At 69.4% G+C, this 24,836-nt stretch carries 23 protein-coding genes and 3 tRNA genes; 21 read left to right on the forward strand and 5 right to left on the reverse strand.

Annotated elements, in window-relative coordinates; all coding sequences use genetic code 11:
- The first annotated feature begins 8 nt into the window (after positions 1 to 8).
- The 9 genes from purD (at position 9) to AC07OQ_RS20725 (ending at position 7,803) form a co-directional block, all read left to right on the forward strand.
- Positions 9 to 1,307: a phosphoribosylamine--glycine ligase gene (gene purD / locus AC07OQ_RS20685; protein WP_495055033.1), complete on the forward strand. Its 1,299-nt coding sequence runs from the start codon at positions 9 to 11 to the stop codon at positions 1,305 to 1,307.
- A complete protein-coding gene (locus AC07OQ_RS20690) occupies positions 1,304 to 1,948 on the forward strand; it encodes a 1-acyl-sn-glycerol-3-phosphate acyltransferase (protein ID WP_495055034.1) in 645 nt (214 codons plus the stop codon). The genes purD and AC07OQ_RS20690 overlap by 4 nt, the downstream gene beginning before the upstream one ends.
- Entirely contained in the window at positions 1,945 to 2,895 is a 951-nt protein-coding gene (hemF, locus tag AC07OQ_RS20695) for an oxygen-dependent coproporphyrinogen oxidase (protein ID WP_495055035.1), read from the forward strand. The genes AC07OQ_RS20690 and hemF overlap by 4 nt, the downstream gene beginning before the upstream one ends.
- A complete protein-coding gene (gene nadD, locus AC07OQ_RS20700; RefSeq protein WP_495055036.1) occupies positions 2,886 to 3,524 on the forward strand; it encodes a nicotinate-nucleotide adenylyltransferase in 639 nt (212 codons plus the stop codon). Before hemF ends, nadD begins: the two co-directional genes overlap by 10 nt.
- Before the next feature lie 22 nt (positions 3,525 to 3,546).
- A complete protein-coding gene (gene rsfS, locus AC07OQ_RS20705) occupies positions 3,547 to 4,251 on the forward strand; it encodes a ribosome silencing factor (RefSeq protein WP_495055037.1) in 705 nt (234 codons plus the stop codon).
- Positions 4,251 to 4,721, forward strand: a complete 471-nt coding sequence (gene rlmH, locus AC07OQ_RS20710) for a 23S rRNA (pseudouridine(1915)-N(3))-methyltransferase RlmH (RefSeq protein ID WP_495055038.1) — start codon at positions 4,251 to 4,253, stop codon at positions 4,719 to 4,721. Before rsfS ends, rlmH begins: the two co-directional genes overlap by 1 nt.
- A 7-nt stretch (positions 4,722 to 4,728) precedes the next feature.
- A complete protein-coding gene (locus AC07OQ_RS20715) occupies positions 4,729 to 5,337 on the forward strand; it encodes a Maf family protein (RefSeq protein ID WP_495055039.1) in 609 nt (202 codons plus the stop codon).
- 85 nt (positions 5,338 to 5,422) lie between these two features.
- A complete protein-coding gene (gene rng, locus AC07OQ_RS20720) occupies positions 5,423 to 6,904 on the forward strand; it encodes a ribonuclease G (RefSeq protein WP_495055040.1) in 1,482 nt (493 codons plus the stop codon).
- Positions 6,901 to 7,803: a LysR family transcriptional regulator gene (locus AC07OQ_RS20725; RefSeq protein WP_495055041.1), complete on the forward strand. Its 903-nt coding sequence runs from the start codon at positions 6,901 to 6,903 to the stop codon at positions 7,801 to 7,803. The genes rng and AC07OQ_RS20725 overlap by 4 nt, the downstream gene beginning before the upstream one ends.
- Here AC07OQ_RS20725 and cuyB read toward each other — a convergent pair.
- The 3 genes from cuyB to AC07OQ_RS20740 all read right to left on the reverse strand — a co-directional run bounded on the left by cuyB (position 7,763) and on the right by AC07OQ_RS20740 (position 10,175).
- Positions 7,763 to 8,545, reverse strand: coding sequence for a cysteate racemase (gene cuyB, locus AC07OQ_RS20730; protein WP_495055042.1), 783 nt, complete (start codon positions 8,543 to 8,545; stop codon positions 7,763 to 7,765). The genes AC07OQ_RS20725 and cuyB overlap by 41 nt on opposite strands.
- A gap of 19 nt (positions 8,546 to 8,564) precedes the next feature.
- The gene (locus tag AC07OQ_RS20735; protein ID WP_495055043.1) at positions 8,565 to 9,452 is read right to left on the reverse strand and encodes an amino acid ABC transporter substrate-binding protein; all 888 of its coding nucleotides are present in this window, start codon (positions 9,450 to 9,452) and stop codon (positions 8,565 to 8,567) included.
- Positions 9,453 to 9,557: 105 nt separating this feature from the next.
- Positions 9,558 to 10,175: a peroxidase-related enzyme gene (locus AC07OQ_RS20740; protein ID WP_495055044.1), complete on the reverse strand. Its 618-nt coding sequence runs from the start codon at positions 10,173 to 10,175 to the stop codon at positions 9,558 to 9,560.
- Positions 10,176 to 10,303: 128 nt separating this feature from the next.
- Between AC07OQ_RS20740 and tolB the strand changes: the two genes are divergently transcribed.
- The 11 genes from tolB (at position 10,304) to apbC (ending at position 18,190) form a co-directional block, all read left to right on the forward strand.
- Positions 10,304 to 11,608 carry a Tol-Pal system beta propeller repeat protein TolB gene (gene tolB / locus AC07OQ_RS20745; protein WP_495055045.1) on the forward strand — a complete coding sequence of 435 codons (1,305 nt, stop codon included), beginning with the start codon at positions 10,304 to 10,306 and terminating at the stop codon, positions 11,606 to 11,608.
- Positions 11,609 to 11,675: 67 nt separating this feature from the next.
- Positions 11,676 to 12,206, forward strand: coding sequence for a peptidoglycan-associated lipoprotein Pal (gene pal / locus AC07OQ_RS20750; RefSeq protein WP_495055046.1), 531 nt, complete (start codon positions 11,676 to 11,678; stop codon positions 12,204 to 12,206).
- Between the two features lie 13 nt (positions 12,207 to 12,219).
- On the forward strand, positions 12,220 to 12,984 hold the full coding sequence (ybgF, locus tag AC07OQ_RS20755) for a tol-pal system protein YbgF (RefSeq protein ID WP_495055047.1): 765 nt from the start codon (positions 12,220 to 12,222) through the stop codon (positions 12,982 to 12,984).
- A 115-nt stretch (positions 12,985 to 13,099) separates the two neighbouring features.
- Positions 13,100 to 14,215 (forward strand): YeeE/YedE family protein, encoded by a 1,116-nt coding sequence (locus AC07OQ_RS20760; protein ID WP_495055048.1) that lies wholly within the window; start codon positions 13,100 to 13,102, stop codon positions 14,213 to 14,215.
- A gap of 102 nt (positions 14,216 to 14,317) precedes the next feature.
- Positions 14,318 to 15,109, forward strand: a complete 792-nt coding sequence (locus AC07OQ_RS20765; protein ID WP_495055049.1) for a tRNA threonylcarbamoyladenosine dehydratase — start codon at positions 14,318 to 14,320, stop codon at positions 15,107 to 15,109.
- Between the two features lie 60 nt (positions 15,110 to 15,169).
- A tRNA-Lys gene (locus AC07OQ_RS20770) sits at positions 15,170 to 15,245 on the forward strand.
- A gap of 15 nt (positions 15,246 to 15,260) precedes the next feature.
- A tRNA-Lys gene (locus AC07OQ_RS20775) sits at positions 15,261 to 15,336 on the forward strand.
- A 37-nt stretch (positions 15,337 to 15,373) separates the two neighbouring features.
- A tRNA-Lys gene (locus tag AC07OQ_RS20780) sits at positions 15,374 to 15,449 on the forward strand.
- A gap of 141 nt (positions 15,450 to 15,590) precedes the next feature.
- Complete coding sequence (locus tag AC07OQ_RS20785; RefSeq protein ID WP_495055050.1) at positions 15,591 to 15,920, forward strand: thioredoxin family protein; 330 nt, start codon at positions 15,591 to 15,593, stop codon at positions 15,918 to 15,920.
- A 14-nt stretch (positions 15,921 to 15,934) separates the two neighbouring features.
- Complete coding sequence (locus tag AC07OQ_RS20790; RefSeq protein ID WP_495055051.1) at positions 15,935 to 17,023, forward strand: mechanosensitive ion channel family protein; 1,089 nt, start codon at positions 15,935 to 15,937, stop codon at positions 17,021 to 17,023.
- A gap of 66 nt (positions 17,024 to 17,089) precedes the next feature.
- Positions 17,090 to 18,190: an iron-sulfur cluster carrier protein ApbC gene (apbC, locus tag AC07OQ_RS20795; protein ID WP_495055052.1), complete on the forward strand. Its 1,101-nt coding sequence runs from the start codon at positions 17,090 to 17,092 to the stop codon at positions 18,188 to 18,190.
- Here the strand turns inward: apbC and AC07OQ_RS20800 are convergent.
- Both AC07OQ_RS20800 and AC07OQ_RS20805 read right to left on the reverse strand, forming a co-directional pair.
- Positions 18,187 to 20,175, reverse strand: a complete 1,989-nt coding sequence (locus tag AC07OQ_RS20800; protein ID WP_495055053.1) for a sensor histidine kinase — start codon at positions 20,173 to 20,175, stop codon at positions 18,187 to 18,189. The genes apbC and AC07OQ_RS20800 overlap by 4 nt on opposite strands.
- A 7-nt stretch (positions 20,176 to 20,182) precedes the next feature.
- On the reverse strand, positions 20,183 to 21,547 hold the full coding sequence (locus AC07OQ_RS20805; RefSeq protein ID WP_495055054.1) for a sigma-54-dependent transcriptional regulator: 1,365 nt from the start codon (positions 21,545 to 21,547) through the stop codon (positions 20,183 to 20,185).
- 215 nt (positions 21,548 to 21,762) lie between these two features.
- Here AC07OQ_RS20805 and fdnG point away from each other — a divergent pair, with 215 nt between their 5' ends.
- Positions 21,763 to 24,834 carry a formate dehydrogenase-N subunit alpha gene (gene fdnG, locus AC07OQ_RS20810; RefSeq protein ID WP_495055055.1) on the forward strand — a complete coding sequence of 1,024 codons (3,072 nt, stop codon included), beginning with the start codon at positions 21,763 to 21,765 and terminating at the stop codon, positions 24,832 to 24,834.
- The last annotated feature ends 2 nt before the right edge of the window (positions 24,835 to 24,836 follow it).

Here is a 24,836-nt window from a genome sequence, read left to right on the forward strand (position 1 = left end):
GTCAGCGCATGAAAGTTTTGGTACTCGGTAACGGCGGCCGCGAGCATGCCCTGGCCTGGAAGCTGATCCAGGGCGAACGCGTCAGCCAGGTCTTCGTGGCGCCCGGCAACGGCGGCACGGCGCGCGACACGCGGCTGAAGAACATCCCCATCACCGACGTCAAGGCGCTGGCCGATTTCGCCGAGGCCGAGAAGATCGCGCTGACCGTGGTAGGCCCCGAGGCCTTCCTGGCGGCCGGCGTGGTGGACGAGTTCCGCGCCCGCGGCCTGCGCATCTTCGGCCCGACCAAGGCCGCGGCGCAGCTGGAATCCAGCAAGGCCTTCGCCAAGGATTTCATGCAGCGCCACGGCATCCCGACCGCGGCCTACCAGACCTTCGGCGATGCCGCCGCGGCCCATGCCTACGTGGACGCGCAGGGCGCGCCGATCGTCATCAAGGCCGACGGCCTGGCCGCCGGCAAGGGCGTGGTCGTGGCCATGAGCCTGGACGAGGCGCATCAGGCGATCGACTGGATCCTGGCGGACAACAAGCTCGGCGTCGTGCACAACGAGGGCGCGAATGGGCAAGCCGTGCCGCGCGTCGTGATCGAGCAGTTCCTGCAGGGCGAGGAGGCCAGCTTCATCGTCGTCTGCGACGGCAGGAACGTGGTCTCGCTGGCCACCAGCCAGGACCACAAGCGCCTGCTCGACAAGGACGAAGGCCCCAACACCGGCGGCATGGGCGCCTACTCGCCCGCGCCGGTGGTGACGCCCAATGTGCATGCCAAGGCCATGCACGAGATCATCCTGCCGACCATCCAGGGCATGGCGCGCGACGGCATCCCCTTCACCGGCTTCCTCTACGCCGGCCTGATGATCGACGAGCATGGCCAGCCGCGCACGGTGGAGTTCAACACCCGCATGGGCGACCCGGAGACCCAGCCCATCATGATGCGGCTGAAGAGCGATCTGTTCGATCTGCTGATGCATGCCACCGACGGCACGCTCGACCAGGTCGAGCTGCAATGGGACCGCCGCGTCGCTTTGGGCGTCGTGATGGCCGCCGAGGGCTACCCGCTGGCGCCGCGCAAGGGCGACGCGATCACCGGCCTGCCGGCCGACCGGGAAGACGCGATGGTCTTCCATGCCGGCACCACCGAGCAGGACGGCAGGCTGCTGACCGCCGGCGGCCGCGTGCTCTGCGTCACGGCCCTGGGCGAATCGGTGCGCACGGCCCAGCAACTGGCCTATGACACCCTGACCCCGATCCAGTTCGAAGGCAAGCAGTTCCGCCGCGACATCGGCCACCGTGCGGTGACCAAGCGTTGAGCGCTGAGCCGGTCGCCGTTCCCGCGCCGCGTCTGCTCGACGCCCCGCTGACCCTGCCGGGCCGGGGCAGCATGCTGGCGCGCGCCCTGCTGCGCCTGGCCGGCTGGCGGCTGGCGTTCGCCGGCCTGCCGGCGCGTCAGGGCGTCATCATGGTCTATCCGCATACCTCGAACTGGGATTTCGTTATCGGCCTGCTGGCGAAATGGGCGCTGGGCCTGGAGCTGCGCTTCTGGGCCAAGAGCGGCCTGTTCGCGCTGCCGGGCTTCGGTGCCTGGCTGCGCTGGCTGGGCGGCGTGGCGGTGGACCGCCGCTCCGCGCAGGGGCTGGTGGGCGGCACGGCCGCGCAGCTCGCTGCGGCCCGGGAGCGCGGCGAGTCGTTCTGGCTGGCCGTGGCGCCCGAGGGCACGCGCGCGCTGGGTGGCGGCTGGCGCTCCGGCGCCTATCATCTGGCGGTGCAGGCCGGCGTGCCGGTGGGCCTGGCCTGCTTCGATTTCGCCAGCCGGACCGTGAGCCTGGAGCGCTTCGTGCAGCTGAGCGGCGATGCCGATGCCGATTTCGCGCTGATGGCCGCGCTCTATGCCGGCAAGCAGGGCAAGCGGCCCGAACTGGCCAGCCCCGTGAGCTTGATGGGAAGACCATGATCGATACCCTGGTGGTTCGCGAATACCTGCTGGGCCTGCAGCAGAACATCATCGCCGCGCTGGAGCGCACCGACGGCCAGGCCTTCGCCAGCGACGGCTGGGAGCGCGAGCCCGGCGGGCGGCTGGAGGGCGACGGCCTGAGCCGGCTGATCGAGAACGGCGCCGTCTTCGAGCGAGGCGGCTGCAACTTCTCCCATGTGCGGGGTCGGGTCTTGCCGCCCTCGGCCACCCAGCACCGCCCCGAGCTGGCCGGTGCGCCCTTCGAGGCGATGGGCGTGTCCCTGGTGCTGCACCCGCACAATCCCTTCGTGCCGACCGTGCACATGAATGTGCGCATGTTCGCGGCGCTGCCGCCCGGCGCCGCGCCGGTGGTCTGGTTCGGCGGCGGCATGGACCTGACGCCCTATTACGGCTTCGAGCGCGATGCCCAGCATTTCCACCGCAGCTGCGAGGCGGCGCTGAAGCCCCATGGCGAGGCGCTCTACCCGCGCTTCAAGAGCTGGTGCGACGAGTATTTCTTCCTGAAGCACCGCAACGAGCCGCGCGGCATCGGCGGCATCTTCTTCGACGACTATGCCAAGGACGACAGTGAAGGCGGCTTCGATGCGGCCTTCGCGATGCTGCGCTCGGTGGGCGACGCCTTCCTGCCGGCCTATCTGCCGATCGTCGAGCGCCGTCAGGGCTATGCCTACGGCGAGCGCGAGCGCGATTTCCAGGCCTACCGGCGCGGCCGCTATGTCGAGTTCAACCTGGTGTTCGACCGCGGTACCCTGTTCGGCCTGCAGTCGGGCGGCCGCACCGAGTCGATCCTGATGTCGATGCCGCCGCTGGTGAAATGGCGCTACAACTGGCAGCCGCAGGCCGGTACGCCGGAGGCCCGGCTCTACAGCGACTTCCTGCGCCCGCGCGACTGGGCGCACGAACCGGCCTCGCATCTATGGCTCTGAGCGGCGGCCCCGCGACGGGTCTGTTCGGCGGCAGCTTCGATCCGGTCCATCTGGCCCATCTGAGCCTGGCGCGCTGCGCGCTCGATCAGCTGCGGCTGGACCGGCTGCTGTGGCTGCCGGCCGGCCGGCCCTGGCAGAAGCTGCAGGACGGCACGGGCCGCGGCCTGGCTTCGCCGGCACACCGCCGTGCGATGGTCGAGCTGATGATCGCGGGCGAGCCGCGCTTCGCGGTCGACGACAGCGAGCTGGAGCGCGACGGCGCCAGCTACACGATAGACACGGTGCGCGCGCGCCTGGCGGCGCATCCGGACGAGCGGATCTTCCTGCTGATCGGCCAGGACCAGTACGCAAGGCTGCACACCTGGCGAGAGTGGCAGGCCCTGCTGGGCCTGGTCACCTTGGCGGTGGCCGCGCGGGAATCCGAGGGTGGGGGCGCGGTGGTGCAGGCGCCGCCCGAGCTGCGGGCGCTGCCGCATCGCGTCGAGCTGATCGCGATGCCGCCGCTGGCTTTTTCTTCCACCCGCGTGCGCGACATGGCGTCGCGCGGCGAGGACATCCGCCCGATGGTGGGCGATGCGGTGGCGGGGTATATTGCCCGTCACTGCCTTTACGGGACTGACCGGGCCTAGCGGCCCACGGAGCGAGAACTGAATGGATATTCGTAAACTGCAGCGCGCCATCGTCGATGGCCTGGAAGACGTGAAGGCCCAGAACATCCAGGTCTTCAACACCGAGCACCTCTCGCCCCTGTTCGAGCGCGTCATCATCGCCTCGGGCACCAGCAACCGCCAGACCAAGGCCCTGGCCTCCAGCGTGCGCGAGACGGTCAAGGGACGCGGCATGCAGGTGATGCGCACCGAGGGCGAGGACAACGGCGAGTGGATCATCGTGGACTGCGGCGCGGCCGTCGTGCATGTGATGCAGCCGGCCATCCGCGACTACTACCACCTGGAAGAAATCTGGGGCGGCAAGCCGGTCAAGCTCAAGCTCGGCGACGGCGAGATCAGGCTGGTGAAGGCGTCGGAGGACGCGTCCGAGGCGCCCGCCAAGAAGAAGCCGGCGGCCAAGAAGGCCGCAGCCGCTGCACCCGCCGCACCGGCCAGGAAGCCGGCCGCCGTCAAGAAGGCGCCGGCCCAGAAGGTCGCCGCCAAGAAGACGCCGGCCAAGAAGACCGTGAGCCGCACCGTCGGCAGCAAGGCGCCGGTGACGGCCAAGGCCGCCAAGACCATCAAGGTCGGCGCGACCGCCAAGCCGGCCACCAAACCGGTCGCCAAGAAGGCGGCCGCCAAGCCCGTGGCCAAGAAGGCCGTCGCCGCCAAGCCGGCGGCCAAGAAGACGGTTCGCAAGAGCGCCTGATGCGCCTCGTGCTGCTGGCCGTCGGGCAGCGCATGCCGGGCTGGGCCGATGCGGCGTTCGAGGACTTCGCCAAACGCTTTCCGCCGGAGATGCGGCTGGAGCTGAAGGCCGTGAAGGCCGAGCCGCGCACGGCCGGCAAGACCGTCGAACAGATGATGGCCGCGGAAGGCCAGCGCCTCGAGGCCGTCTGCCCCAAGGGCGCGCGCCGCGTGATCCTGGACGAACGCGGCGAGCGCGTCACGACCGTGCAGCTGGCCGCCAAGCTGGAGCGCTGGAAGGGCGACGGCCGCGACGTGGCCATCTTCATCGGCGGACCGGACGGCCTGGATCCCGCGCTCAAGGCCACGGCCGACGACATGCTGCGCCTGTCGGACCTGACCCTGCCGCACGCCTTTGTGCGCGTGCTGCTGGCCGAAGGGCTGTACCGTGCCTGGTCGGTGCAGGCCGGTCACCCCTACCACCGTGAGTGAGCCCGCCTTGACGATCTATCTCGCCTCGCAAAGCCCGCGGCGGCGCCAGCTGCTGGACCAGCTGGGCGTGGCGCACGAGCTGCTGCTGCCCGGCCCCGAGGAAGACGCCGAGGCGCTGGAGACCGTGGAGCCCGGCGAACTGCCCGAGCCCTATGTGCGCCGCGCCACGCTCAACAAGCTGGCCGCGGCCCTGCAGCGCCGCGTCGCGCGCGGCCTGCCCAACAGGCCGATCCTGTGCTCGGACACGACGGTGGCGCTGGGCACGGCCATCCTCGGCAAGCCCGCCGACGCCGACGAGGCGCTGGCGATGCTGACCCGTCTGTCGGGCCACACGCACCGCGTGCTGACCGCCGTGGCGCTGGCCTGGCGCGATGGTGGAGATGTGCGGCAGGCGCTGGCCGTCAGCGTTTCGCATGTGCGCTTCGCCGCGGTGCCGGCGCAGGCGCTGCACGCCTATGTGGACAGCGGCGAGCCGATGGGCAAGGCCGGGGCCTATGCGATCCAGAGCCGGATCGCCGGCTGGATCGAGCACATCGAGGGCTCATATTCAGGCATCATGGGCCTGCCCCTGTTCGAAACCGCCGAGCTGCTGCGCGGTGCCGGCCTCGAACTCTGAAGACGAGCCTTCCCGCCAGGCTGCGAGCCTGTCGAGAGTGCTTGACCGGCGGGCACAAGACCGGCCGGAGAGGAGACACGAAGCTATGGAAGATATTCTGATCAACTGGTCTCCGCAGGAGACCCGGGTGGCCGTGGTCGAGAACGGCGCGGTGCAGGAACTGCATATCGAGCGCACCCTGGAGCGCGGCCTCGTCGGCAACGTCTATTCGGGCAAGGTGGCGCGCGTGCTGCCGGGCATGCAGTCGGCCTTCATCGACATCGGCCTGGAGCGCGCCGCCTTCCTGCATGTGGCGGACCTGCACGTCAACGGTGCCACGCCGCGCGGCCACCACGCCGAGAACGGCACGGCCGTGCCGATCGAGCGCCTGGTGTTCGAGGGTCAGACCTTGACCGTGCAGGTGATCAAGGACCCGATCGGCACCAAGGGCGCGCGCCTGTCGACCCAGATCAGCATCGCCGGACGCATGCTGGTGTTCCTGCCGCAGGACGAGCATATCGGCATCTCGCAGAAGATCGGCTCGCCCGAGGCGCGCGAGCAGCTGCGCGCGCGCATGCAGGCCCTGGTCGGCAAGGCGGAGGAGGGCGGCGGTGGGGGCTTCATCCTGCGCACCAATGCGGAGGACGCCTCGGACGAGGAACTGGGCGCCGACATCGCCTACCTGCGCAAGGCCTGGGCCCTGATCCGCGAGCGCGCGCACCGCTCGCCGCCCGGCACCCTGCTGCACCAGGACCTGAGTCTGGTGGAGCGGGTGCTGCGCGACCTGGCCAGCGAACGCACCGGCTCGATCCGCATCGACTCCAAGATGCAGTTCGAGGTGCTGCACGGCTTCGGCGAGATGTACATGCCGGCCGCGACCGAGAAGCTCGAGCATTACCGCGGCGAGCGACCGATCTTCGACCTCAACAATATCGACGCCGAGCTGGACCGCGCGCTGGCGCGCCGCGTCGACCTGAAGTCGGGCGGCTACCTGATCGTCGACCAGACCGAGGCGATGACGACCATCGACGTCAACACCGGCGGCTTCGTCGGCGCGCGCAATTTCGACGACACCATCTTCAAGACCAACCTCGAGGCGGCCGGCGCGATCGCGCGCCAGCTGCGCCTGCGCAACCTGGGCGGCATCATCATCGTCGACTTCATCGACATGACGCGCGAGGAGCACCGCACGGCGGTGCTGAGCGAGTTTCGCAAGCAGCTCAGCAAGGACCGCACCAAGGTCACGCTGGGCGGCTTCACCCAGCTGGGTCTGGTGGAGATGACCCGCAAGCGCACGCGCGAATCGCTGGCGCGCATGCTCTGCGAGCCCTGCCCGACCTGCGAGGGCCGCGGCCAGGTCAAGACCGCGCGCTCGGTCTGCTACGACATCATGCGCGAGATCCTGCGCGAGGCGCGCCAGTTCTCGCCCAAGGAGTTCCGCGTCGTGGCGGCGGCCAATGTCGTGGAGATGCTGCTGGACGAGGAAAGCCAGCACCTGGCCGGGCTTTCCGACTTCATCGGCAAGCCGATCTCGCTGAGCGCGGAACCGGCCAACCAGACCGAGCATTACGACATTGTGCTGATGTGACGAGCGCGATGCGCCTGAAGCACATCGAGGTCTTCAACGCCGTGATGCTGACCGGCACGGTCAGCGCCGCCGCGCGGCTGCTGCACGTCACGCAGCCGGCCGTGACCCAGGCGCTCAAGCTGGCCGAGCTGCAGCTGGGCTATGTGCTGTTCACGCGCCAGCGCAAGCGCCTGGTGCCGACGCACGCGGCGCAGGCCCTCTATCCCGAGGTGCAGCGCCTGATGTCGCAGCTGGAGTCGGTGCGGCGCATGGCGCTGGCGCTGGGCGGCGGCGAGGCCAGCCAGCTGCGCCTGCTGGTCGTGCCGTCGCTGGCGGTGCGGGCCCTGCCGGACGCGCTGCAGCTGTTCCGCGCCCGCTATCCGGAGATGCCGGTCAGCATCCGCAGCCTGCATTCGAACGAGATCGCGCGCGCCATCGCGCTGCAGGAGGGCGATGTCGGCATCGTCTACGGCAGCGCCGGCCATCCGGCGGTGCACGAGGAACTGGTGGCCACCGGCCGGCTGGTCTGCGTCTCGCGCGTCGGCACGGCCGGCGCCGACCGGCGCGGCACGGTGGCGATGGAGGATGTGCTGCGCGCACCGCTGATCCGCATCGACGAGCGCGACCCGCTGGGCACGATGCTGGCCGACCAATGGGCGCGCCTGGGGCTGGCGCCGCAGGCCGGCATCACCGTGCAGACCCACCATATCGCGATGGTGTTGGCCGAGCGTGGCTTCGGCCCGGCCATCATCGATTCCTTCACCGCTCAGGCCAGCGCCAATGCCCACCTGCATGTGCGCGCGCTGCTGCCTGAGGTGCCGGTCGAGGTGCGCGCGCTGCTGCCTCAGGGCCTGCGCTCGCCGCAGCCGGTGGCCGATTTCATTGCGGCGCTGCGCCAGGTGACGCAGGGCGCCGGCTGAGCGACCAGTCGACCGCGCGGCGCGCCAGCGCGGCGGTGGCGTCGACCACCGGCCGCGGCGCATTGGCGGTGTTCAGCACCAGCGGGATCTCGGTGCAGCCCAGCACCAGGGCCGCGGCGCCGCGCTGCGCCAGCGCCTGCGCGGCGCGGCCGAGCAGCTCTGCCGCGGCCGGCAGCCGGCCGGCCTTGACCGCGGCGATGCCGGGCATCACCCAGTCCAGCATCTCCTGCGCGGTGGGCAGCAGCCACTGCACCTGCCGCGAGGCCGGGCGGTTCAGATAGAGCCCGGAGGCGAGCGTGGCGTCGGTGGCCAGCAGGCCGATGCGCGCGCCGGCGCCGGACAGTGCCACCGCGTCCTCCAGCGCCGCGTCCACCAGGTGCAGCATCGGCAGGCCCAGCTGCTGCTGCAGCTCGTCGAACCACAGGTGCGCGGTGTTGCAGGGGATCACGACCAGGCCGGCGCCCGCGTCGGCCAGGCGTCGCCCGCTCGCCAGCATCGCGGCCAAGGGCGATTCGCCCTGGCCGCGGAAGGCGGCCGTGCGGTCGGGCACCTGCGGGATCGAGCTGGCCACCACCGGCACATGCTCCTGGTCGCTGGCGGCCGGCGTGGCCTCCAGCATCTTGCGCATGAAGTCCAGCGTGGCCAGCGGCCCCATGCCGCCCAGCACGCCGACGACATCGCTGGGCGCGGGCATGGCGCGGCCCGCGCCGCGCCCGGGGCGCGGCCTGGTTTCGTTCAACATCACGAGGTCCGGGTCGCCGTCAGATCGCCGGCTTGTCCGACAGGGCCTTCAGGTTGTCGCGCAGTTCCTTGCTCATCGGCGCATTCAGGTTGATGCCCTTGGGCGGGATCGGCGACTGGAACCACTTCTTGTACAGCGCCTCGAACTCGCCGCTCTTCATCAGGCCGGCCAGGGTGTCGTCGACCAGCTTCTTGAAGGCCGGGTCGTCGCGGCGCAGCATGATGGCGTAGGGCTCGACCTGGATCGCCTCGCCGACCACGGCCAGCTCGGCCGGATTGGCGGCGCTGGCGCGCAGGCCGTAGAGCAGGATGTCGTCCATGCCGAAGGCATCGGCGCGCTGCTGCTGCACCAGCAGGGCCGACTCGGCATGGTCCTTGGCCGTCAACAGCTCGAAGCCCAGGTTCTGCTCGGCATTGAGCTTGCGCAGCACCTGGAAGTTGGTGGTGCCGGTGGTCGACACGACCTTCCTGCCCTTCAGGTCGGCGACCGACCTGACCGGCGATTCGCTGCGCACCAGGAAGCGCGTGCCGGTGTAGAAGTAGTTGGTGGCGAAGGCGACCTGCTTGCCGCGCTCGGTGTTGTTGGTGGTCGAGCCGCACTCGATGTCGATCGTGCCGTTCTGCAACAGCGGGATGCGGTTCTGCGAGGTCACGGCCTGGGTCGTCACCTTCAGGTCGGCGCGGCCGGTGGCCTTCCGGACCTGCTCGACCACCTTGGCGCAGATCTCCCAGCCGAAGCCGACCGGCTGGCCGTCGCCGCCCAGGTAGGAGAAGGGGATCGACGACTCGCGGTAGGCCACCGCGATGCTGCCGCGCTCCTTGATCCGGTCCAGCGTGGCCGGGGTCTGCGCCCCCGCCAGGCCGCAGGCGCCGAGAAGCATGAACGCGATGAGATTCGGTGAACGCATGCGGGAGTCCTTGTTCGGGGTGGGGAGGCCTCCATGCTATGGATTGCCGGGCCGCACGTTCATCGCGTTTACACCGAAGCCCATAAGCTGGGCTAATGAGCCGGGTCAGGTCTTGCCCGAGCGCGGCAATCGCCCGAGCAGATAGAACTCGGGGTTGGGCCGCAGCGAGATCGCGTTGGCCAGCCGGTTTGACAGGCCGAACAGGGCCGTGATCGAGGTGATGTCCCAGATGGCTTCATCGTCGAAGCCCTGGGCGTGCAGGGCTGCGTAGTCGGACTCGTTCACCTCGTCGGCCCTCAGGCAGACCTTCAGCGCGAAATCCAGCATCGCGCATTGGCGCGGCGTGATGTCGGCCTTGCGGTGGTTCACCGCGATCTGGTCGGCCAGCAGCGGCGCCTTCTCGTAGACGCGCAGGATCGCGCCATGCGCGACCACGCAGTACAGGCAACGATTGACCCCGCTGGTGGCGACGATGATCATCTCGCGCTCGCCCTTGGAGAGCCCCCCGGGCCCGGTCTCGCGCAGCAGCAGCGCGTCGTGGTAGGCCAGGAAGGCGCGGAACTCCTCGGGCCGGCGCGCCAGCGCCAGGAACACGTTCGGTACGAAGCCGGCCTTGTCCTGCACCTCCAGGATGCGTTGGCGCACGTCCTCGGGCAGGCCGCTGAGTTCGGCGGGCGAGGGGGTCGGATAACGGCAGATCGCCAAGGGGCTTGTCTCGCTCATGATGGCTCTTGTTACGGTTTGCTGCATGATATCCATGGCTCGCCCGGGCCCTGTTACAGGCTCAGGCAAAATACCGCCATTGCAATGAGAACGGCCGGCATCTCGCGATGCCCCAAACAGCGCGCCGCATGTCCGCAGAAAACGCCCCCCGCACCTTGTTCCAGCTCACCCGCCGCAGCCTGCTCGGTTCGGCCGCCGCCCTCAGCCTGCCGGCCCTGGCCCAGTTCCGGGTCGAGATTTCCGGCGTCGGCGGCACCCAGTTGCCGATCGCCATCGGCGAGTTCCGCGACGAGGCGCGAGCCGGCCAGCCGATCGCCGCCATCATCCGCGCCGACCTGGAGCGCAGCGGCCAGTTCCGCGTGATCGACGCGGCGGCCGGCCTGTCGGAGAACAGTGCCCCCTCCTGGGTCGACTGGCGGGCCCGCCAAGCCGATGCGCTGGCCGCCGGCTCGGCCGCCAGGCTGGCCGATGGCCGCGTCGATCTGCGCTTCAAGCTCTGGGACGTGGTCAAGGGCCAGGACCTGGGCGGCGAGGCCCATGCGGTGGCGCCGGACGATGTGCGCCTGGCCGCGCACCGCATTGCCGACACGATCTACCAGAAGCTGACCGGCGAGCGCGGCGTGTTCGCCACCCGCATGGCCTATGTCACCAAGGCCGGCGGCCGCTATTCGCTGCGCATCGCCGATGCCGATGGCGAGGGCGGCCAGGTCGCGCTGGGCAGCCCCGACCCCATCATCTCGCCGGCCTGGTCGCCGGATGGTCGGGAACTGGCCTATGTGTCCTTCGAGACCCGCAAGGCCGTGGTCTGGATCCAGGACCTCTCGACCGGGCGCCGCCGCGCGATCGCCGATTTCCGCGGCAGCAACAGCGCGCCGGCCTTCTCGCCGGACGGCCAGTCGCTGGTCCTGACCCTGTCGCGCGAGGGCGGCTCGCAGCTCTTCATCATCCGCCGCGACGGCTCCGGCCTGCGCCGCCTGGCGCAGAGCTCGGCGATCGATACCGAGGCGGTGTTCGCGCCCGACGGCCAGCAGCTCTATTTCGTCAGCGACCGCGGCGGCAGCCCGCAGATCTACCGTATGCCGGTGTCCGGTCAGAATGGTGCCGGGCCGGAGCGCGTCACCTTCAGCGGCAGCTATAACATCAGCCCGACGATCAGCCCGGACGGCAAGACGCTGGCCTATGTGAACCGTACCGGCGGCGCCTTCCGCGTGCATGTGCTGGACCTGGGTAGCGGCGCCGTGCAGGCGATCAGCGACACCAGCGAGGACGAGAGCCCCAGCTTCGCGCCCAATGGCCGGCTGCTGGTCTACGCGACGCGCGCCGGCGGCAAGGATGTGTTGATGACCAGCACCCTGGACGGCCGTATCCGCGCCAGGCTGGTGTCCACGCAGGCCGATGTGCGCGAGCCCACCTGGGGCCCGTTCGGGCGCTGATTCGGACCGACCGACTGTTTCAATGCAGCCTTGCCGGAGCAAGGCGTTTTCCTGAGGAGTGAAAGAAATGAAGATGTACAAGCTGGCGCTTTCCGCCCTGGCCGCTGCCGCCCTGGTGGGATGCAGCTCCACCAAGCTGGACGAGCCCGCACCGGTCGAGAGCCGCACGGTGACCCCGACGACCCAGCCCGGCCAGGGTGGCGGCGCGCCGGTCGCCGAGTCCAAGGTCCAGACCGTCGACCTGGCGGCCCAGGCCGCCCAGGCCGTGTCCAGCCTGCGCGTCGTGTACTTCGACTTCGACAGCTTCGTCGTCAAGTCCGACTACCAGAACGTGGTCGACGCGCACGCCAAGCGCATGGGCGTGGACAACAAGGTGGCCCTGCGACTGGAAGGCCATACCGACGAGCGCGGCGGCAGCGAGTACAACCTGGCCCTGGGCCAGAAGCGTGCCGAGGCCGTGGCCAAGTCGCTGACGCTGCTGGGCGTGCCGGCCGCGCGCGTCGAGCCGGTCAGCTTCGGCAAGGAGCGTCCGGCCGCCGACGGCCACGACGAGGCCGCCTGGGCCAAGAACCGCCGCGTCGAACTGAAGGACAAGTGAGATGAGACTGGGCATGCGATCCGGCCTGTCGACGCTGGCCCTGGCGGCCGCTGCGCTGAGCAGCAGCCTGCCGGCCCATGCGCTGTTCGAGGATGACGAGGCCCGCAAGGCGATCCTCGACCTGCGCACGCGCCTGACGCAGACCGAGGAGGCGCGCCGCAAGGACGCCGAGCAGTTGCAGGAGCAGGTGGCTCCGCTGCGCCGCAGCCTGCTGGATCTCAATGCCCAGATCGAGGCCCTGCGCAGCGAGGTCGCCCGGCTGCGCGGCCAGAACGAGCAGCTGGCCCGCGATCTGTCGGAGACCCAGCGCCGCCAGTCCGACCAGTCGCAGTCGCTGGAGACGCGCCTGCGCCCGCTGGAGCCGCAGAAGGTGGTGCTGGACGGCAAGGAGTTCCAGGCCGCGCCGGAGGAGAAGGCCCAGTACGACGCCGCGATGGCGGCGGTGCGGCGCGGCGACTTCACCGAGGCCGCCGGCGCGCTGGCCGCCTTCCAGCGCCGCTACCCGAACAGCGGCTATGGCGACTCGGTCCGCTTCTGGCTCGGCAACGCCCTCTATGGCAAGCGCGACTACAAGGAAGCGATCGCCACCTTCAAGGCCTTCGTCGCCGGCAATCCCGCGCATCCGCGCGCGGCCGAGGCCCTGCTGGCCCAGGCCAACTGCCAGATCGAACTGAAGGAAGTGAAGGGCGCGCGCCGGACGCTGGAAGACCTGCTGAAGGCCTACCCCGGCACCGAGGCGGCGCAGGCCGCCAAGGAGCGCCTGGCCGTGCTGAAGTAAGCCCGCCCGGCGTCACCCAGAGCCGCCAACAGCCCCCGCCGCGCAAGACCCGACCCCGGCCGTCCCTCCTCGCGAGGGGCGCCGGGGTCTTTTGCTGCCACCTAGAATCCGTCCCATGCAAGACATCGACATCAACGCCCTGACCCAGCAGGTGCTGTGGGCCGGCTTCGCCCTGGCCTGCCTGTTCGGCGCGCTGGCCCAGCGCACCCATTTCTGCACCATGGGCGCGATCGCCGACATCGTCAATATGGGCGACTGGGCGCGCATGCGCATGTGGGTGCTGGCGATCGCGGTGGCGATGCTGGGCTTCAACGCCATGGTCTTCCTGGGCTGGATCGACGCCGGCAAGACGATCTACGCGACGCCGCGCCTGTTGTGGCTGTCCAACCTGGTGGGCGGCCTGATGTTCGGCTTCGGCATGGTGCTGGCCTCGGGTTGCGGCAGCAAGACCCTGGTGCGCATCGGCGCCGGCAATCTGAAGTCCCTGGTGGTCTTTCTGGTGATGGGCCTGGCGGCCTTCGCGACCTTGAAGGGCATCACCGCGGTGCTGCGCGTGGCCAGCGTCGATGCGGTGGCCGTCACGCTGGGCAGCGGGCAGGACCTGCCGTCGCTGCTGACGGGCAGCCTGGGCATCGCGAAGCCGCAGCTGGCCCTCATCCTCGGCCTGCTGCTGGGCGGCGGCCTGCTGGCCTGGGTGCTGGCGCGCACCGAGGGGCGCAGCGCCGACGTGCTGCTGGGCGGTCTGGGCAGCGGTGCGGTGATCGTCGGCGTCTGGTGGGTGTCGGGGGTGCTGGGTCATGTGGCCGAGCATCCGGAGACCCTGGAAGAGGTATTCCTCGCCAGCACAGGCGGCCAGCGCATCGAGTCGCTGAGCTTTGTCGCGCCGGTCGCCAACACGCTGGACTGGCTGCTGTTCTTCAGCGACAAGAGCAAGGTGCTGACCCTGGCCATCGTCACGACCGTGGGCGTGGCGGTCGGCTCGGCGCTGTATGCGCTGGCGACCCGGAGCTTCCGCTGGGAAGCCTTCCGCGGTGTCGAGGACACGGCCAACCATGTGGTGGGCGCGCTGTTGATGGGCGTGGGCGGCGTGGCGGCGCTGGGCTGCACGATCGGCCAGGGCCTGTCGGGCGTGTCCACCTTGAGCCTGGGCAGCTTCATCGCGCTGGCCGCGATCGTCGCCGGAGCCATCGGGGCCTTGCGCTACCAGATCTGGCGCCTGGAGCGGGCATGACCCACCCCCTACGCGCTGCGCGTGCCCCCTCAAGGGGACGGGGCCGGCCGCCCGGCAAAGCCGGATCAGCGGCCCCTGCTTGGCAATTCATGGGCGCCTTGTATGTCGAAGGCTGATATGGGGGAGGCCGATCTGGAGCGCCGCTTCGGCGGCCTGCGGCGCCTCTACGGCGACGCCGACTATGCGCGCCTGCGCGGCGCGCGCTTCGCGGTGGTGGGGCTGGGCGGCGTGGGCTCCTGGGCGGTGGAGGCGTTGGCGCGCATGGGGGTGGCCGAGCTCACGCTGATCGATCTGGACCATGTGGCCGAGTCCAATATCAACCGCCAGGTGCAGGCCCTGGGCGCGACGCTGGGCATGGCCAAGGCCGAGGCGCTGCGCCGGCGCATCGCCGACATCCATCCGGGCTGCGCGGTGCGCGGCATCGAGGAGTTCGTCGACGAGCAGAACTGGCCGGACCTGCTGGGCGGCGCCGCGATCGATGGCCTGATCGACGCCTGCGACCAGATCCGGGCCAAGGCCGCATTGGCGGCCTGGGCGCGCGCGCAGCGTCTGCCCTTCGTCACCGTCGGCGCGGCCGGCGGCAAGCGCGCGCCGCATCTGCTGCAGCTGGATGATCTCGGCGTGGTGACGCATGACCCGCTGCTGGCCTCGCTGCGCCAGCGCCTGCGCAAGTTCCATGCGGCACCGCGCCAGGGCGAGAAGATGGGCGTGAGCTGCGTCTACTCGCGCGAGCCGGTGCTGCGCCCCGAGGACGCGGGCTGCGAGCTGGAGGGGCAGAGCGATGGCAGCCTCAACTGCCATGGCTACGGGTCCAGCGTGGCGGTGACCGCGAGCTTCGGCATGGCCGCGGCCGCACAGTTGGTGAAAGATTTTCTTCAAAGACCCTTGCGTTGACCGTTTTTTAACTCCTATAATGTGAGGCTCTGCTGAAGAGCAATGATCTGAACAAGATCTGGGTTGTTAGCTCAGTCGGTAGAGCAGCGGACTTTTAATCCGTTGGTCGCAGGTTCGAATCCTGCACAACCCACCAGTCATGTGGTTTCGTGGGTCCTTAGCTCAGTTGGTAGAGCAGCGGACTCTTAATCCGTTGGTCGAAGGTTCGAATCCTTCAGGGCCCACCAAACGAACATGGCGCAGTAGGCAGCAGTACAAAATTCAGGGCTCTTAGCTCAGTTGGTAGAGCAGCGGACTCTTAATCCGTTGGTCGTAGGTTCGAATCCTACAGGGCCCACCAAATCAGCAAGAAGGTCAGTGATCGCACGGTCGCTGGCCTTTTTTGCTTTTGGTTTGCATTTGCTTGCCGATCCCGCCGTGGCCTCGCCGGATTTGCCCTATGGTTGGCAGGTCCGAGAGGAGTCTTGCAGGAGTTTTGCCCATGGCCGCCCACGAACCCTATGCCACCGCCGCGCCAAGCCGCGCCGAGGTCGATGCGCTGGCCGAGCCGCTGGTGCTGGAGTTCGGCACCGACTGGTGCGGCTTCTGCCAGGTGGCCCAGCCCCTGATCGCCCATGCGCTGGCCGCGCAGCCCGGCGTGCGCCATCTGAAGATCGAGGATGGCAAGGGTCGTCCGCTGGGCCGCTCCTTCGGCGTGCGGCTCTGGCCGACCCTGGTGTTCCTGCACCGGGGCCGCGAGGTGGCGCGGCTGGTGCGGCCCAACAGCGCACCGGCCATCGAGCAGGCGTTGCAGCAGCTGCTGGCAGTCTGAGCCCCCTGGTGCCGATGGAGAATCTGACCTGGCATCTGTGGCTGCGCCTGGCCGGCATCGCGGCCGCGGTGGTGGTCGGCGCTCTGGTCGCGCAGCGCTTGCTGCGCCCGGTCGTGCTGCGCCTGGCGCGCTTTTCGCCGGTGCTGACCGCGGTGGTCCGGCAATGCGACCGGCCTACCCGCACTGCGCTGCCGTTGCTGGCCCTGACCCTGGGCTGGCAGGGCGTGCCGGCCGAGATGCCCGGCATCGCGATGGTGCAGCACCTGACCGGCGTGCTGCTGATCGCCGCGCTGACCTGGACGGCAATGGCGGCCATCAAGGGCGTGGCCAAGGGCCTGATCGCGCTGCACCCGGCCGATGTGGCGGACAACCTGCAAGCCCGCCGCGTGCAGACCCAGACCCGCGTGCTGGCCCGTACCGTCTCCGCCACGGTGCTGATCGCCGGTCTGGCCTTCATCCTGATGACCTTCCCGCGGGCGCGCCAGCTGGGTGCCAGCCTGCTGGCCTCGGCCGGTGTGGCAGGCCTGGTGGTCGGCATCGCGGCGCGCTCGGTGTTCAGCAATCTGCTGGCGGGCCTGCAGATTGCACTGGCCCAGCCGATCCGCATCGACGACGTGCTGATCATCGAGGGCGAATGGGGGCGCGTCGAGGAGATCACCGCCACCTACGTGGTGCTGAAGATCTGGGACGAGCGCCGCCTGATCATCCCGCTGCAATGGTTCATCGAGCATCCTTTCCAGAACTGGACGCGTCGCAGCGCTGACATCCTGGGCACCGTGATGCTGTGGGTGGACTACGGACTGCCGGTGGAGCCGATCCGCGCCGAGGCCCGGCGCCTGTGCGAGGGCTCGGCCGACTGGGACCAGCGGGTCTGCGTGGTGCAGGTCACCGAGGCCAGCGAGCGCGGCAAGCAGCTGCGCATCCTGGTCAGTGCCACCGATTCCGGCAAGGCCTTCGACCTGCGCTGCCTGCTGCGCGAGCGCCTGATCGAATTCATCCACCGCGAGCATCCCGCTTCGCTGCCGCGCCTGCGCGCCGAGCTGACGGGCGCGCTCGGCGGGCTGCCGGAGGCGTCGGCGCAGGACGCCGGCGTCCCGGGCTGACCCCGTGGCGGGCAGGGCTCCCGGGCCTGGGCTAGACTGCGCCGCCTTCCCTCGAAAATCGCATCCATGTCGCAACAAGTTTCGGAACCCGCGCTGCTGCAGGCCCTGCAGGCCGTCGTCGACCCCAACACCGGCCAGGACTTCGTCACGACGAAGCAGCTGAAGAATCTGCGCGTCGGCGCGGGCGGCGACGTGGCCTTCGAGGTCGAGCTGGGCTATCCGGCGGCCAGCCAGGTCGACGCGCTGCGCGCGGCCCTGGTGGCGGCGGCGCGCGCCGTGCCGGGCGTGGCCAATGTCAGCGTGGGCCTGACGAGCCGGATCATCGCGCACGCGGTGCAGCGCGGCGTGCAGCTGCTGCCGGGCGTCAAGAACATCGTCGCGGTGGCCTCGGGCAAGGGCGGCGTGGGCAAGAGCACCACGGCCGCCAATCTGGCCCTTGCGCTGGCTGCCGAGGGCGCGCGCGTGGGCCTGCTGGACGCCGACATCTACGGCCCCAGCGTGCCGACCATGATGGGCGTCAGCGGCCAGCCAGAAAGCCTGGACGGCCAGTTGATGGAGCCCAAGCTGGCGCATGGCGTGCAGGTCAATTCGATCGGCTTCCTGGTGGCCGACGACCAGGCGATGATCTGGCGCGGCCCGATGGCCACCAATGCGCTGGAGCAGCTCTTGCGCCAGACGCGCTGGCAGGAACTGGACTATCTGGTGATCGACATGCCGCCGGGCACCGGCGACATCCAGCTGACCCTGAGCCAGCGCGTGCCGGTGACCGGCGCTGTGATCGTCACGACGCCGCAGGACATCGCGCTGATCGATGCCAAGAAGGGCCTGAAGATGTTCGAGAAGGTGGGCGTGCCCATCCTCGGCCTGGTCGAGAACATGGCGGTGCACATCTGCACGAACTGCGGCCATGCCGAACATATCTTCGGCGCCGACGGCGGCAAGAAGATGGCGGCGCAGTACGGCATCGACTACCTGGGTGGCCTGCCGCTGGCGCTGGCGATCCGCGAGCAGGCCGATGCCGGCCGTCCCACGGTGGTGGCCGCGCCGGACAGCGAGATCGCCGGCCTGTACAAGGCCCTGGCGCGCCGCGTGGCGGTGAAGATCGCCCAGCAGGCCAAGGACTACTCGGCCAAGTTCCCGAGCATCTCGATCTCGAAGAACACCTAGCCCGGTTCGCGGAGCAGCAGCAGGCTGAAGCAGGCGCCGCCGGGCGCGCTCTCGGCGCGCAGTTCGCCGCCGTAGCGCTCGACGATGCTGCGGCTGATCCACAGCCCCAGGCCGGTGCCCTCGCTCTTGCTGGTGACGAAGGGCTGGAACAGCCGTGCCAGCAACTCGGGGCTCAGGCCCGGGCCGGTGTCGGCCACCGCGATGCGCACGCCCTCGCCGGCGGCGCCGTCCCAGTCCTCGGTCGTCAGGCTCAGGCGACCGCCGTCCGGCATGGCCTGGGCGGCGTTGACCAGCAGGTTGATCAGCACCTGCTGCAGCTCCTGGCGGTTGATGCCGACCCGGCGCGTCGCACGGCAGTCGCGCCGCACGAGGATATGCGCGCGCGCCAGCTGGTGCTCGACCAGCAGCAGGCTGCTGGCCAGCGCCTCGGCCGGATCGACCGGCTCGACATAGCCGGCATATTCGGTCGGCCGCGCGTACTGCAGCAGCTGGGTGACGATCAGGCGCATGCGCTCGATCTGCTGGTCGATCAGGCGGATCTCGGCGCGCGCCGGCTCGATGGCCGGGCCCAGCAGCTCGCGCGTCAGGTCCAGATTGCCCTGGATCACCGCGATCGGGTTGTTGATCTCGTGCGCGATGCTGGCGGTCAGCTGGCCCACCGTCGCCATCTTCTCGCTCTGCACCAGCCGGGTCTGGGCCGCCTCCAGCTCGGCGCTGCGCTCGGCCACCTTGCGGTCCAACTCCTCGCCCCAGCGCCGCAGCGCGCGGGTCTTGTCGTCCACCGTGTCCAGCAGATGGTCCAGGTGCCCGGCCAGCGCGCCCAGTTCGTCGCGCGCCGGCAGCGGCCCGACCCGCGCCGTGCCTTCGCCGGCCTCGACCCGCGCCATCGTGCGCGTCATCCGTTCCACCGGGCGGAAGATGCTGCCGGCCCAGCGCAGCGAGACCCAGGCCGCCAGCAGCATCACGGTCAGGAAGACGAAGGCCACGCCGGCCAGCACGCTGTACTTGGCCCATCGGAAGGGCCGCTCCAGGAAGCCGACATAGAGCATGCCGACGCGCGCACCGCTCTTGTCCATCAGCGGCTGGTAGGCCGAGACATACCAGTCGTTGACGACGAAGGCGCTGGCCAGCCAGGTGCCGCCGCGGCCCAGCACCTCGTCGCGCACCTGCTGGGAGACGCGCGTGCCGATGGCTCGGGCGGGCGCGCGCTCGCCGTGCGCGCGCTCGAACAGGCGCACGTTCGTCGAGATGCGCACATCGCCCAGGAACAGCGTGGCGGTGCCCTGGCTGCCGGCCGGCAGCGCGCCGTCGGGGTAGACGATCTCGTTGAGGTGGTCGATGAAGGGCAGGTTGCGGTTCAGCAGCACGCCGCCCTGCAGATGGCCCAGCAGGCGGCCCCGGCCGTCCTGGATCGGGGCGCGCGCGATCATCACCATCGCGCGTTCCTCGCTGCGCATCTCGGTGGGCGCGGCGTTCTGGGTCGGTAGCAGCGGGATCGAGAGTCGGTCCAGCAGGGCCGGCGCGATGCGCTCGAACTGCGCCCGCTCCAGCACCGCCACCGAGGCCTGCGCGCCCGAGGTGTCGGCCACCAGCAGGGGCAGGCGGGGGCCGTCGTGCAGCTCGCCGCGCTCGCTGGCGCGCAGCTCTCCGTCGGGCCCCAGCAGGTTCAGGAACTCCAGCCCATGCTCGCGCCGCGCCTGGGCCAGGAAGGCCGGCAGGCCGTCGCTGCGGCCGCTCTCCAGCATGTGCACCAGCGGATAGGCGCCGGCGGCGGCGCGCGTGCCGCCGCCCACTTCGGCATGGACGCGCTCGAAATAGCCGTTGGCCACCGCCAGGTCGCTGCGCACCTTGGTGATCAGCAGGCGATCGAAGGCCGCGTCGCCCCAGTAGAGCAGGATCAGGCCCAGCAGCGGCAGCACCGCCCACAGCGGCAGCAGGGCGAGCAGCAGCAGCTTGCTGCGCAGGCTCAGGGCTTGCCAGCGCATCGGCGGCTCAGGACTGCAGGTTCCACTCGGCGAAGCGCCGCTCCAGCGTGCGCTTGGAGATGCCCAGCAGGCGGGCGGCCCGGGCCTTGTCGCCCTGCACCGAGTTCAGCACGGCCAGGATATGCCGGCGCTCCAGCGTGTGCAGATCGGTGGTCGGCGCGGGCGCCGGCTCCGCCGCGGGCGGCATCGAAGGGTAGAGGGCCGAGAGGTTCAGCGAGCCGAGGATCAGCGAGCGCTCGACCAGGTTGCGCAGCTCGCGCACATTGCCCGGCCAGTCGTACTGCTGCAGATAGTCCAGCTCCTGCGGGCTCGGCGCGATCGGCTCCAGGCCCAGGCGCGGCGCCAGCTCGGCGATGAAATGCGCCACCAGGCCGGGGATGTCCTGCTTGTGCTCGCGCAGCGGCGGCAGGTGCAGCTCGACCACCTGCAGCCGGTAGTAGAGGTCCTTGCGCAGCCGTCCGGCGGCCACCTCGGCGCCGAGGTCGCGGTTGCTGGCCGCGATGATGCGCAGGTCCAGCGCGATCTGCTGCTCGCTGCCCACCGGACGGATGCGGCGCTCCTCCAGCAGGCGCAGCAGCTTGCCCTGGGCGGCCGGCGGCAGCTCGGCCACCTCGTCCAGGAACAGGGTGCCGCCCTGGGCGTAGTAGAGCAGGCCGTCGCGCGCGCCGCCCTCGGCGGTGGCATGGCCGAACAGCTCGGCCTCGACGGTCTCGGGCGACATCAGCGCGCAGCTGACCGGCACGAAAGGGCCGCGCGCACGGGCGCTGCCGCGGTGCAGGGCCAGCGCGGCCAGCTCCTTGCCGGTGCCGGATTCGCCCGACAGCAGCACCGTGCTGTCGACCGGCGCGGCGCGCGCCAGGCTCTGGCGCAGCGCCTGCATCTGGGCGGAGTTGCCGATCAGGCCGCTGGCCGCCACGCCCTGCTGCGCCAGCGTGCGGCGCAGCACGAAGTTCTCGCGCGCCAGCCGGGCCCGCTCGAGACTGTGCTTGACGGCGTTGAGCAGCTGGGTGACGCGAAAGGGCTTGAGGATGAAGTCCGAGGCGCCGATGCGCAGGGCCTCGATCGCGGTGTCCAGATCGGCGAAGGCCGTGATCAGGATCACCTCGCAGCTGTTGCCCTGCTCGCGCAGTTCGCGCAGCCAGGCCAGCCCCGGCTTGCCGGGCAGGCTGATGTCCAGAATGATCAGGTCGAAGCGCTGCCGCGCCACCAGGGCCTCGCCGGCCTCGGCGCTCTCGGCGGCCAGCACCTGGCCGCAGCGCGGGGCCAGGGTCTTGGTCAGGAAGTTGCGCATGCCGGCTTCGTCATCGACGACCAGCACGGCATTGTTGGGCCAGTCGATGGCGCTCGCGAGGGAGGGCAGCTTGGCGTTCATGGGCGCCTCACTGTAGCGCGGCCGGCCCGGGCCCGGAATGCTGCATTGCAACACCTGGCAAGACCTGGCACTGCGACAAATTGTCGCTGACCCGCGTCAATCTGTCTGCGGCCCTTCCCGATGGACAAAGCCCCTGCTTTGTGCGGGAATCGTCCCGAGTGTCGCGTGACGGCCTGTGCAGACTGTGCGGACGAGAACCGCAGGAGGCAAAAGGAATGGACATGAACCGGAGGCAGTTCTTCCGGGTGAGCGGGGCGGGGCTCGTGGGATCGAGTCTGGCCGTCCTGGGTTTCTCGCCGATGGCCGCCCTGGCCGAGGCGCGCAACTTCAAGCTCGCCCGCGCGACCGAGACACGCAACACCTGCCCCTACTGCTCGGTGGGCTGCGGCATCATCATGTATTCGCTGGGCGACAAGTCCAAGAACGTCAGCAGCGAGATCATCCACATCGAAGGCGATCCCGACCATCCGGTCAATCGCGGCACGCTGTGCCCGAAGGGGGCCGGACTGCTGGACTTCGTCAGGAGCTCGAACCGGCTGAAGTGGCCCGAGATCCGCGAGCCCGGCGCCAAGGAATGGAAGCGCGTCAGCTGGGACGAGGCGATGGACCGCCTCGCCAAGCTGATGAAGGCCGATCGCGATGCCAACTTCATCGCCCAGAACGCCGACGGCAAGACCGTCAACCGCTGGCTCTCGACGGGCATGCTCTGTGCCTCGGCATCCTCCAATGAATCGGGCTACATCACCCACAAGGCGATGCGCTCGATGGGGATGCTGGTCTTCGACAACCAGGCGCGCGTTTGACACGGACCGACGGTGGCCAGTCTGGCCCCGACGTTCGGACGCGGCGCGATGACCAACCACTGGGTTGACATCAAGAACGCCGATCTGGTGATGATCATGGGCGGCAATGCCGCCGAGGCGCACCCCTGCGGTTTCAAGTGGGTGATCGAGGCCAAGCATAAGAACAAGGCCAGGCTGCTGGTCGTGGATCCGCGCTTCACGCGCTCGGCCGCGATGAGCGACTACTACGCGCCGATCCGCGCGGGCTCGGACATCGCCTTCCTGGCCGGGGTGATCAACTACCTGCTGTCCAACAACAAGATCCAGCAGGAGTACGTCAAGCATTACACCAACGCCGGCTTCATCATCAACGAGGGCTACAAGTTCGAGGATGGCCTGTTCTCGGGCTACGACGAGAGCAAGCGCGCCTACAACAACGCCAGCTGGGGCTACGAGCTCGACGACAAGGGCTTCGCCAAGATCGATCCGAGCCTGCAGCACGAGCGCTGCGTGCTGCAGGTGATGAAGCGGCACTACGCGCGCTACACACCCGAGATGGTCAGCCGGGTCACCGGCACGCCGAAAGACAAGTTCCTGAAGTGCTGCGAGATGATTGCCGAGACCTCGGCGCCCGGCAAGGTGATGACCATCATGTACGCACTGGGCTGGACGCAGCACAGCCAGGGCTCGCAGATGATACGCACCGGCGCCATCGTGCAGCTGCTGCTGGGCAATATCGGCCTGCCCGGCGGCGGCATGAACGCGCTGCGCGGCCACAGCAACATCCAGGGCCTGACCGACCTGGGCCTGCTCTCCACCTCGCTGACCGGCTATATGAGCCTGCCACGCGACGCCGAGCAGGACCTCGAGACCTATTACAAGACCCGCGCCCTGAAGCCGCTACGGCCGGGCCAGATGAGTTTCTGGCAGAACTATCCGAAGTTCTTCGTCAGCTTCCAGAAGTCCTGGTGGGGCAAGGCCGCGACCAAGGAGAACGACTGGGCCTACCACTACCTGCCGAAGTGGGACAAGGGCTACGACGTGCTGCAGGCCTTCGAGCTGATGAACCAGGGCAAGATGAACGGCTACATCTGCCAGGGCTTCAATCCGGTGGGCTCCTTCCCGAACAAGAAGAAGGTCATCGCGGGGCTGTCCAAGCTCAAGTTCCTGGTCATCATCGATCCGCTCAACACCGAGACCGCCGAGTTCTGGCGCAACTTCGGCGAGCACAACGATGTCAAGAGCGAGGAGATCCAGACCACGGTGTTCCGCTTCCCCAGCACCTGCTTTGCCGAGGAGGACGGTTCGCTGACCAATTCCGGCCGCTGGCTGCAATGGCATTGGAAGGGCGCCGAGCCCCCGGGCGAGGCCAAGGGCGACGCCGAGATCATCGCGGAGATCTTCCTGCGCATGAAGGCCGCCTATGCGAAGGAGGGCGGGGCCTTCCCCGATCCGATCGTCAACCTGACCTGGCCCTACAAGATTCCGCACAGCCCCTCGGCCGAGGAACTGGCGATGGAATCGAACGGCAAGGCCCTGGCCGACGTGACCGACCCGAAGGACGCCAGCAAGGTGCTGGCCAAGGCCGGCGAGCAGTTGTCCGGCTTCGGCCTGCTGCGCGACGACGGCTCAACCGCCTGCGGCTGCTGGATCTATGCCGGCAGCTGGACCCAGGCCGGCAACCAGATGGCGCGGCGCGACAACAGCGATCCCTTCGGCATCGGCCAGACCCTCAGCTGGGCCTGGGCCTGGCCGGCGAACCGCCGCGTGCTCTACAACGCGGCCTCGTCGGACCCGACCGGCAAGCCCTGGAACGCCAAGCGCCGGCTGATGGCCTGGAACGGCGAGCGCTGGGCCGGCGCGGACGTGCCGGATATCCGGCCCGATGCGAACCCCGGCGACGAGGAAGCGGTGCGCCCCTTCATCATGACCGCCGAGGGGGTGGCGCGCCTGTTCGCGCCCAGCGGCCTGGTGGACGGGCCGCTGCCCGAGCATTACGAGCCGCTCGAGTCGCCGCTGGCCGCCAACCCGATGCATCCGAACAACCCCAAGGCGCGCGCCAACCCCGCGGCCCGGGTGTTCAAGTCCGATCTGGAGACCTTCGGCACGCCGCAGGACTTCCCTTATGTGGCGACCAGCTACCGCCTGACCGAGCATTTCCACTACTGGACCAAGAACGTGGAGACCTCGGCCATCATCCAGCCGCAGCAGTTCGTCGAGATCGGCGAGGAACTGGCCAAGGAGAAGGGCATCGCCAATGGCGGCTGGGTCAAGGTCAGCTCCAAGCGCGGCTTCATCAAGGCCGTGGCCGTGGTGACCAAGCGCATTCCGGTGCTGGATGTGGACGGCAAGAAGGTGCACACGGTGGGCCTGCCCAACCACTGGGGCTTTGTCGGGGTGGCCAAGCCCGGCTATCTGGTCAACACGCTGACCCCCTTCGTCGGCGACGCGAACACCCAGACGCCGGAGTTCAAGAGCTTCACCGTCAACATTGAAAAGGCCTGACC

The sequence above is a fragment of the Roseateles sp. GW821-FHT09B06 genome (assembly GCF_059418245.1).

What these genes read in the sequence shown, in the direction of transcription:
- ybgF (WP_495055047.1), top strand. Translation starts at nt 12,220, where the DNA reads ATGCGATCCGGCCTGTCGACGCTGGCCCTGGCGGCCGCTGCGCTGAGC.
- tolB (WP_495055045.1), top strand. Translation starts at nt 10,304, where the DNA reads ATGTCCGCAGAAAACGCCCCCCGCACCTTGTTCCAGCTCACCCGCCGC.
- hemF (WP_495055035.1), top strand. Translation starts at nt 1,945, where the DNA reads ATGATCGATACCCTGGTGGTTCGCGAATACCTGCTGGGCCTGCAGCAG.
- rng (WP_495055040.1), top strand. Translation starts at nt 5,423, where the DNA reads ATGGAAGATATTCTGATCAACTGGTCTCCGCAGGAGACCCGGGTGGCC.
- AC07OQ_RS20785 (WP_495055050.1), top strand. Translation starts at nt 15,591, where the DNA reads ATGGCCGCCCACGAACCCTATGCCACCGCCGCGCCAAGCCGCGCCGAG.
- AC07OQ_RS20765 (WP_495055049.1), top strand. Translation starts at nt 14,318, where the DNA reads ATGTCGAAGGCTGATATGGGGGAGGCCGATCTGGAGCGCCGCTTCGGC.
- pal (WP_495055046.1), top strand. Translation starts at nt 11,676, where the DNA reads ATGAAGATGTACAAGCTGGCGCTTTCCGCCCTGGCCGCTGCCGCCCTG.
- AC07OQ_RS20740 (WP_495055044.1), bottom strand. Translation starts at nt 10,175, where the DNA reads ATGAGCGAGACAAGCCCCTTGGCGATCTGCCGTTATCCGACCCCCTCG.
- AC07OQ_RS20760 (WP_495055048.1), top strand. Translation starts at nt 13,100, where the DNA reads ATGCAAGACATCGACATCAACGCCCTGACCCAGCAGGTGCTGTGGGCC.
- purD (WP_495055033.1), top strand. Translation starts at nt 9, where the DNA reads ATGAAAGTTTTGGTACTCGGTAACGGCGGCCGCGAGCATGCCCTGGCC.
- nadD (WP_495055036.1), top strand. Translation starts at nt 2,886, where the DNA reads ATGGCTCTGAGCGGCGGCCCCGCGACGGGTCTGTTCGGCGGCAGCTTC.
- rsfS (WP_495055037.1), top strand. Translation starts at nt 3,547, where the DNA reads ATGGATATTCGTAAACTGCAGCGCGCCATCGTCGATGGCCTGGAAGAC.
- AC07OQ_RS20790 (WP_495055051.1), top strand. Translation starts at nt 15,935, where the DNA reads ATGGAGAATCTGACCTGGCATCTGTGGCTGCGCCTGGCCGGCATCGCG.
- rlmH (WP_495055038.1), top strand. Translation starts at nt 4,251, where the DNA reads ATGCGCCTCGTGCTGCTGGCCGTCGGGCAGCGCATGCCGGGCTGGGCC.
- AC07OQ_RS20735 (WP_495055043.1), bottom strand. Translation starts at nt 9,452, where the DNA reads ATGCGTTCACCGAATCTCATCGCGTTCATGCTTCTCGGCGCCTGCGGC.
- cuyB (WP_495055042.1), bottom strand. Translation starts at nt 8,545, where the DNA reads ATGTTGAACGAAACCAGGCCGCGCCCCGGGCGCGGCGCGGGCCGCGCC.
- apbC (WP_495055052.1), top strand. Translation starts at nt 17,090, where the DNA reads ATGTCGCAACAAGTTTCGGAACCCGCGCTGCTGCAGGCCCTGCAGGCC.
- AC07OQ_RS20800 (WP_495055053.1), bottom strand. Translation starts at nt 20,175, where the DNA reads ATGCGCTGGCAAGCCCTGAGCCTGCGCAGCAAGCTGCTGCTGCTCGCC.
- AC07OQ_RS20805 (WP_495055054.1), bottom strand. Translation starts at nt 21,547, where the DNA reads ATGAACGCCAAGCTGCCCTCCCTCGCGAGCGCCATCGACTGGCCCAAC.